The sequence below is a fragment of the Liquorilactobacillus oeni DSM 19972 genome, assembly GCF_001436275.1.
Lineage (GTDB): Bacteria > Bacillota > Bacilli > Lactobacillales > Lactobacillaceae > Liquorilactobacillus > Liquorilactobacillus oeni.
The window spans coordinates 1-5,920 of sequence record NZ_AZEH01000004.1; the positions used below are offsets into that span (position 1 = coordinate 1).

Consider the following 5,920-nt stretch of genomic DNA (forward strand, 5'->3'; position numbering starts at 1 on the left):
TGAATATCAACTTGCCAAGGATCAGCGAGAATTTCATTAATTGGTTTTAATACTTTTTTTCGTCCGTCTTAATTCCTAACATCAAAATAGTAATTTCAGTTCAGATACACAGTTCTTACAGTTAGTTATTCAAAATTTGTCACCAAGGTTATAAAGATTCTCTGCACAAACCACTTAAAAAGTTTTGGCTTAAAACAGTATAATCTGAAACACTTTTTAAGTATTTAAAACATAACAATCTTAGTTAAGTGCAAACATAAATTGTATTAAAAATACAGTCAATTCAACAACAGCAAAAATTGATTTTATGATTATCAGCAGACCGAGTGAAACGAGGTCAATGCGCACTTATACCCTTGACACTTGTCAAGGGTATATTTAATACCCATCGAAATGGGTATTATTTGTATTAGAAGGCTAGCGCCAACTATAAAAAACCTAGAGTAAACCCTCAAAAACCTAGAGCTGAATATCAAGATTGATCAATCACATTGCGAAGGATCCAATGACTATAAGCAAGACGAGCACCGGGAGTTATTACCCAAGGGTGATTAATTTCGAAAATTTGAATTTCAGTTTCTAAATAAAGTGGGGTCTTGCCATGATTAAAATTAAAAACAGGTTGCGGAAAATTAGGCTTACTAACAACCTGATGAACACTTTGACGAGAATTCATCTGCCAACGAATTTTTAAATCTTCACGCGACAATAACTGTGGCAGCTGTGTTTTTTCAATTTGAGCTTGTTGCTGCAACTTTTGTGTAAATGCTTGTTTAGTCTTGTTTTGGTGCCAATCATCAAAAAGATCATACCTGTTTGTTTCAAAATCTAAATCCATAAAAACAACCCCCTAACCAAAATCAATTTGATCCAGCATAGTTTCGGTACTGGCCTGGTCTAAGCCCAAATAAGCTAAAGTCATAGCTTCACTAGAATGATTCAATAGGTGCATGACCAAGCCAATATTGTAATTAGATTGCGTGTAAACGCGATAAGCCCCGGTTTTACGCATGGTATGAGTACCTAGATAATTAATTCCTAACAGATTGCCAACCTTACTCATGATTTTGTAAAATTGTTTTTCTGTAATATGACGTTCTGGGTGTTGAATAGAAGGAAAGAGCCATTCAGATTCTAGCTTATGATCAAGCAGCCATTGACGATACAATAAGAGCTCTGTTTGAACCGGTTTAAGGTACAAGGTATTAGGTTTACCAGTTTTTCGGTCGTGAATAAATGCATTTTGTTTGATAGAACCGTCCGGATTAAAAATGTCGGCCTGTTTTAAGCACATAACGTCACTGACTCTTAGTAGCGTAGCTTTACCAACTTGAAAAATAGTATAGTTACGCCGGCCAGCTTTGAAATTATTGAGTAACGTATCTTGAACCTCTTTAAGTACATTCGAATCTTTGATTGGCAGGACAATTTGCTGCATATAAATCACCTCGTTGTTGGAGACGTAATCCCTTGGTACAAGCGGAAGTGTGAATTTCACACTTCCGCTTGTACCAAGGAGTTGCAAAATAAAATGTTTGCCTTTTGATAGCGAATAAGCTATCATATAAATATGAAAAAAATAGAATTTGACTATTATGACTGGAATGAATTTAAACAATTTTTGGATCAATTACCTGATAAAGACGCTGCCAAATTAATTGCGACCATTCAAAATATTGAAAATAACGGTCTAATTATCGCAGAACGTCAATTATGGGTTAAAAAACTAGAAAACAATCTCTATGAGATTCGCTCTAAGAGGGCTTCAAATATTCAGAGAGCTATCTATTTCCAAGTACAAGGGCCTCAGTACTTAATCACCAATGCGTTCACTAAAAAAACGCAAAAAACACCAGAGAGTGAAAAGAAGATTGCTCGGAATCGACGAAGCCAGTATTTTAACAAGGAGGATCAACAATGAGTAAAATTGATGAATATGTTGCTGAAAGAAGTAAAAATAATCCTGATTTTGCAAAGTTCGTTGAACAGGAAAATATCAACTTAGAGGTAGCGATTAAAGTTCGTGATCTCCGTGAAAATATGGGTATGAGTCAACGTGAATTTGCTAGTCTAATTGGTAAACCACAATCAACCATTGCTAGAATTGAAAATGGATCAATGAATGCTTCGACTAAAGTATTATCTGAGATCGCTCAGGCAACTAATCAACGATTAACAATTCAATTTAGTCCCACAATTTAGGGCTTATTTTAACAATGTTTTTGAGGGGCTATTTGAAAATTAAATAGTTGCAGTAATGATAAAAACACAATACAATAATTGTAATACGATAGTAAACATAGAAGGAGGAAGCTTATGAGTAATGCTATTATTAAAAATAAGACAGTTTCAACTCGTGTAACACCCGATATTAGTGAACGAGCCAAAGCTAATTTAGCAAAACAAGGATTAACTGTTTCTGAGTATATTCGCTTATCCTTGGTTAAGGCGGCTAACAATGAAGTTCGTTTGATTAGCTTTTTAGATTCTCCAGAGGCTTTGACTGCTAAAAAAGAAGCAGAAACTGGTCAGGTGAAAAACATTGGCTCACTGGCCGACTTTGATGATTGGATCGATAAGTTAGATGCAAATTAAACAGACCAAGTCTTTCGAACGCGAATTAAAAAAATTAGTGAAAAAGCACTTTCCGATAACTGTCTTGAAACCTTGTTTAAAAGCAATTATGGAACAAGATACACTTATTTTGAAACGGATCAAAGATCATGCGTAAAAGGGTAAATGGCGTGGCTATCGTGAATTTCACCCTGCTAGGTATGGAAGTTATGGTAAAAACTATGATAGCTGGATTGTTATTTATCAGCTAGATCATAATGAATTAGTTTTGTTGTTGGTAGCCACTGGGTCTCATGAAATATTGAATCAATAGCTGAATTCGGGCGTCTTTTTATTTGAAATAAGCATAAATAACCCCTAATATCTACATTATAGATATTAGGGGTTATTCTTTCAATGTTTTTGAGGGGCTATTTGGAACATGCCCCCTTAAAATATTGTTTATATGGATAAGCGCTTGCGTACGTGGATGGCGTACGTTATAATTTACTATAGAGGTGAGCGAAATGGAAAACTATACGCCAACTAAAGCACGACAAAATCTTTACCAGATTTTGAAAGATATTAACCAGCAAAAAAAGCCGGTTACAATCACGCCAGCTAATGGGGACGAGGACCAGGCAGCAATTATTATTTCTAAAAAAGACTGGGATTCAATCACTGAAACCTTATACTTGGAAAATACCGGAACATTGGCTAAAATCCGTGAACGTGAAGATGATGATAGTGGTTTTACTAACGTTGATGACCTTGACTGGGATAATCTATGAGTAGTTATCAAGTTGAAATCAAGAATTCTGCTAAAAGTGATCTGAAAAAATTAAAGAAATCGAACCTAAAAACGCAGTTTTTAAAAACAGTCGCTATTCTAAAAGAGGATCCTTACCAGCCGACACAATCATTTGAAAAGTTACAGCCAGCTAGTCGCGGATTATATTCAAGACGACTAAATGCGCAACACCGGGTAGTTTATCGTGTAGATGAAGCATTAAAAAGGGTCTATATTTATGCAGCATGGAGCCATTACGAATAATTAAAAAATCTGCTCTAATAGTAAATTTGAGGGTCTATAAGTTCCAAATCGCCCCTGTGAAAACCTATTAAAACAGCCCCCATTATCTACCGGTTAGATAATGGGGGTTGTTTTCTTTATAAAATGATATAATACTCCCTATATAGGAGAAAACGTATGTCTAGACAAAAACGATCGATCAAGGAAAATAATGATAAATTAAAAGTTCAATTAGAACTCCTCCGTAGTTATACGGAACACTTTGACTCAGGTATGATTCATATGGCTTTGCCAATGGCTACACAGGTTCGTGTATTAATACATCAAACAGATATGCTCTTATACTAAAAAAATGGACTATTTTATTCAGTCCGTAAAATGAAAGTATAGGAGTATTTTTATGCCAATTCGTTATTCACAAGATTTCAAAGATTCATTGGTTAAACTTCACCAAGAAGGCCGTTCACTTAAATCATTAGCAGAAGAATTTGTTCCGTCGAAAGATTCTATTGCTATTTGGGTTAAACAAGCTACCCCAATCATGATCAAGGGTCAGTCAAAGACGTTAAAAGACGTCAAGCAACTAGAGAAGCGCCTCGCTATTTTGGAGGAAGAAAACGAAATTTTATCACGCATAGCCTAACAGTCAGATTATAATGATTATAAATTAGTAATCGGGGGTGGCATATGAATTCATTGATTAGTTTAGAAAAAGTTAATTATCAAATCGCTGATCAACATATTTTACATGATGTTGATTGGCAGATTCCAGCTGGGGCTCATATTACATTGACGGGACCATCCGGTGGTGGGAAAAGTACGTTATTACGGATCATTGCGGCCATGATTTCTAAAACAAGTGGGACCTTGATTTTTGATGGGCAGCCGATTGAAAGTTATGACCCAATCATGTATCGGCGGCAAGTCTCATATTGTTTCCAACAACCGACGTTATTTGGTGAGACGGTGGCAGATAACTTAGCTTTCCCGTACCAAATTCGTAAGCAAGTCATGGATACGCAACGAGTGGTAACGGCGTTAAATAATGTTGGGCTGTCCGAACGAACCCTGCATCAGCCGATTATCGAGCTTTCCGGTGGTGAACGGCAGCGGGTCGCGCTGATTCGCAACATCTTATTCTTACCAAAAGTGTTGTTATTAGATGAGGTGACAGCTGGTTTGGATGAAAATAATAAGCAAATCGTGCACGCCTGGTTACGACAGTTAAATGAGCAGGATCACGTGACAACGATCATGATTACTCATGACGCGACAGAGATTGATGCGGCAGATCAATTAGCGAAAGTGGTTGCTGGCAGATTGGAGGTACACGCATGAATTTAGCAGTTAATAATACGTCGCTATTTTTGGCGGCAATGTTAGTGCTCGTCGCGTTAGGAATTAGTTTGTGGCAGAAACTTGGCTTGGATAGGGACATCGTCATTGGTGTCGTGCGGGCTGTTGTACAACTATTTATCGTGGGTTACTTGCTAAAGTATATTTTCCGAGTCAACAATTTGTGGCTAACGCTGGCGATGATGGGCTTCATTATCTTCAATGCGGCTTGGAATGCGAAAAAACGGGGGCCGGGGATTGACCATGCATTAGCCATTTCGTTATTAGCCATTTTTGTTAGTACGGGGGTAACACTCGGCGTCCTCGTGCTATCTGGTGCGATTAAGTTTGTGCCATCGCAAATGATTCCCATTTCTGGTATGATTGCGTCGAATTCAATGGTCGCAATTGGGCTGGCTTATCGCAGCCTCAATAGTCAGTTTCATGACCAGCGGCAAGGTGTGCTTGAACGGTTGGCGTTAGGGGCTGGTCTACTTGATGCTTCGATTGCCATCGTGCGTGAGGCGATTCGTACGGGGATGTCACCAACCATTGATTCGGCAAAGACTGTGGGTCTAGTCAGTCTGCCAGGGATGATGTCCGGTTTGATCTTTGCGGGGGTCGATCCAGTACGGGCCATTAAGTATCAAATTATGGTCACGTTCATGCTCTTATCAGCGACTAGTTTGGGGTCAATCATTGCGTGCTATTTAGCTTACCGTAATTTCTATAATGAACAAAAACAGTTGAAGTAATAACTCCCGGTGCTCGTCTTGCTTATAGTCATTGGATCCTTCGTAATGTGATTGATTAATCTTAAGATTTAACTCTAGGTTTTTGATAGTTGGCGTTAGCCTTCTAATACAAATAAACCCCATCAAAATGGGGATTAAATCTACCCTTGACAAGCGTCAAGGGTATAACTGCGCATTGACCTCGTTTTACTCGGTCTGCTGATAACCATGAAATCAGTTTTTGCCGTTGTTGAATTGACTGTAT

At 37.8% G+C, this 5,920-nt stretch carries 10 protein-coding genes and 1 pseudogene; 9 read left to right on the forward strand and 2 right to left on the reverse strand.

All coding sequences use genetic code 11. The features are described from left to right. Window positions 1–472: 472 nt before the first annotated feature. The gene (locus FD46_RS00210) at window positions 473–838 is read right to left on the reverse strand and encodes a hypothetical protein (RefSeq protein WP_057895210.1); all 366 of its coding nucleotides are present in this window, start codon (window positions 836–838) and stop codon (window positions 473–475) included. Window positions 839–850: 12 nt separating this feature from the next. Continuing rightward, window positions 851–1,438 (reverse strand): site-specific integrase, encoded by a 588-nt coding sequence (locus tag FD46_RS00215; protein WP_056992258.1) that lies wholly within the window; start codon window positions 1,436–1,438, stop codon window positions 851–853. Between the two features lie 132 nt (window positions 1,439–1,570). On the opposite strand from FD46_RS00215, the gene FD46_RS00220 reads away from it, so the two are divergent. The 9 genes and pseudogenes from FD46_RS00220 to FD46_RS00260 all read left to right on the forward strand — a co-directional run bounded on the left by FD46_RS00220 (window position 1,571) and on the right by FD46_RS00260 (window position 5,676). Then, a complete protein-coding gene (locus FD46_RS00220) occupies window positions 1,571–1,921 on the forward strand; it encodes a type II toxin-antitoxin system RelE/ParE family toxin (protein WP_056992261.1) in 351 nt (116 codons plus the stop codon). Next, window positions 1,918–2,202 (forward strand): helix-turn-helix domain-containing protein, encoded by a 285-nt coding sequence (locus FD46_RS00225; RefSeq protein ID WP_056992263.1) that lies wholly within the window; start codon window positions 1,918–1,920, stop codon window positions 2,200–2,202. Before FD46_RS00220 ends, FD46_RS00225 begins: the two co-directional genes overlap by 4 nt. 114 nt (window positions 2,203–2,316) lie before the next feature. Then, the gene (locus FD46_RS00230) at window positions 2,317–2,595 is read left to right on the forward strand and encodes a plasmid mobilization protein (protein ID WP_003688401.1); all 279 of its coding nucleotides are present in this window, start codon (window positions 2,317–2,319) and stop codon (window positions 2,593–2,595) included. Next, window positions 2,585–2,887: pseudogene (locus FD46_RS00235) on the forward strand (type II toxin-antitoxin system YafQ family toxin). Before FD46_RS00230 ends, FD46_RS00235 begins: the two are co-directional and overlap by 11 nt. A gap of 193 nt (window positions 2,888–3,080) precedes the next feature. Beyond that, window positions 3,081–3,344, forward strand: coding sequence for a type II toxin-antitoxin system Phd/YefM family antitoxin (locus tag FD46_RS00240; protein ID WP_010580585.1), 264 nt, complete (start codon window positions 3,081–3,083; stop codon window positions 3,342–3,344). Continuing rightward, the gene (locus tag FD46_RS00245) at window positions 3,341–3,607 is read left to right on the forward strand and encodes a Txe/YoeB family addiction module toxin (RefSeq protein WP_010580584.1); all 267 of its coding nucleotides are present in this window, start codon (window positions 3,341–3,343) and stop codon (window positions 3,605–3,607) included. Before FD46_RS00240 ends, FD46_RS00245 begins: the two co-directional genes overlap by 4 nt. Before the next feature lie 379 nt (window positions 3,608–3,986). Further along, the gene (locus FD46_RS00250) at window positions 3,987–4,229 is read left to right on the forward strand and encodes a transposase (protein ID WP_010580587.1); all 243 of its coding nucleotides are present in this window, start codon (window positions 3,987–3,989) and stop codon (window positions 4,227–4,229) included. Between the two features lie 44 nt (window positions 4,230–4,273). Next, complete coding sequence (locus FD46_RS00255; protein ID WP_010580588.1) at window positions 4,274–4,924, forward strand: ABC transporter ATP-binding protein; 651 nt, start codon at window positions 4,274–4,276, stop codon at window positions 4,922–4,924. Beyond that, the gene (locus FD46_RS00260; RefSeq protein WP_003572050.1) at window positions 4,921–5,676 is read left to right on the forward strand and encodes an ABC transporter permease; all 756 of its coding nucleotides are present in this window, start codon (window positions 4,921–4,923) and stop codon (window positions 5,674–5,676) included. Before FD46_RS00255 ends, FD46_RS00260 begins: the two co-directional genes overlap by 4 nt. Window positions 5,677–5,920 lie beyond the last annotated feature (244 nt).

What these genes read in the sequence shown, in the direction of transcription:
- FD46_RS00210 (WP_057895210.1), bottom strand. Translation starts at nt 838, where the DNA reads ATGGATTTAGATTTTGAAACAAACAGGTATGATCTTTTTGATGATTGG.
- FD46_RS00215 (WP_056992258.1), bottom strand. Translation starts at nt 1,438, where the DNA reads ATGCAGCAAATTGTCCTGCCAATCAAAGATTCGAATGTACTTAAAGAG.
- FD46_RS00220 (WP_056992261.1), top strand. Translation starts at nt 1,571, where the DNA reads ATGAAAAAAATAGAATTTGACTATTATGACTGGAATGAATTTAAACAA.
- FD46_RS00225 (WP_056992263.1), top strand. Translation starts at nt 1,918, where the DNA reads ATGAGTAAAATTGATGAATATGTTGCTGAAAGAAGTAAAAATAATCCT.
- FD46_RS00230 (WP_003688401.1), top strand. Translation starts at nt 2,317, where the DNA reads ATGAGTAATGCTATTATTAAAAATAAGACAGTTTCAACTCGTGTAACA.
- FD46_RS00240 (WP_010580585.1), top strand. Translation starts at nt 3,081, where the DNA reads ATGGAAAACTATACGCCAACTAAAGCACGACAAAATCTTTACCAGATT.
- FD46_RS00245 (WP_010580584.1), top strand. Translation starts at nt 3,341, where the DNA reads ATGAGTAGTTATCAAGTTGAAATCAAGAATTCTGCTAAAAGTGATCTG.
- FD46_RS00250 (WP_010580587.1), top strand. Translation starts at nt 3,987, where the DNA reads ATGCCAATTCGTTATTCACAAGATTTCAAAGATTCATTGGTTAAACTT.
- FD46_RS00255 (WP_010580588.1), top strand. Translation starts at nt 4,274, where the DNA reads ATGAATTCATTGATTAGTTTAGAAAAAGTTAATTATCAAATCGCTGAT.
- FD46_RS00260 (WP_003572050.1), top strand. Translation starts at nt 4,921, where the DNA reads ATGAATTTAGCAGTTAATAATACGTCGCTATTTTTGGCGGCAATGTTA.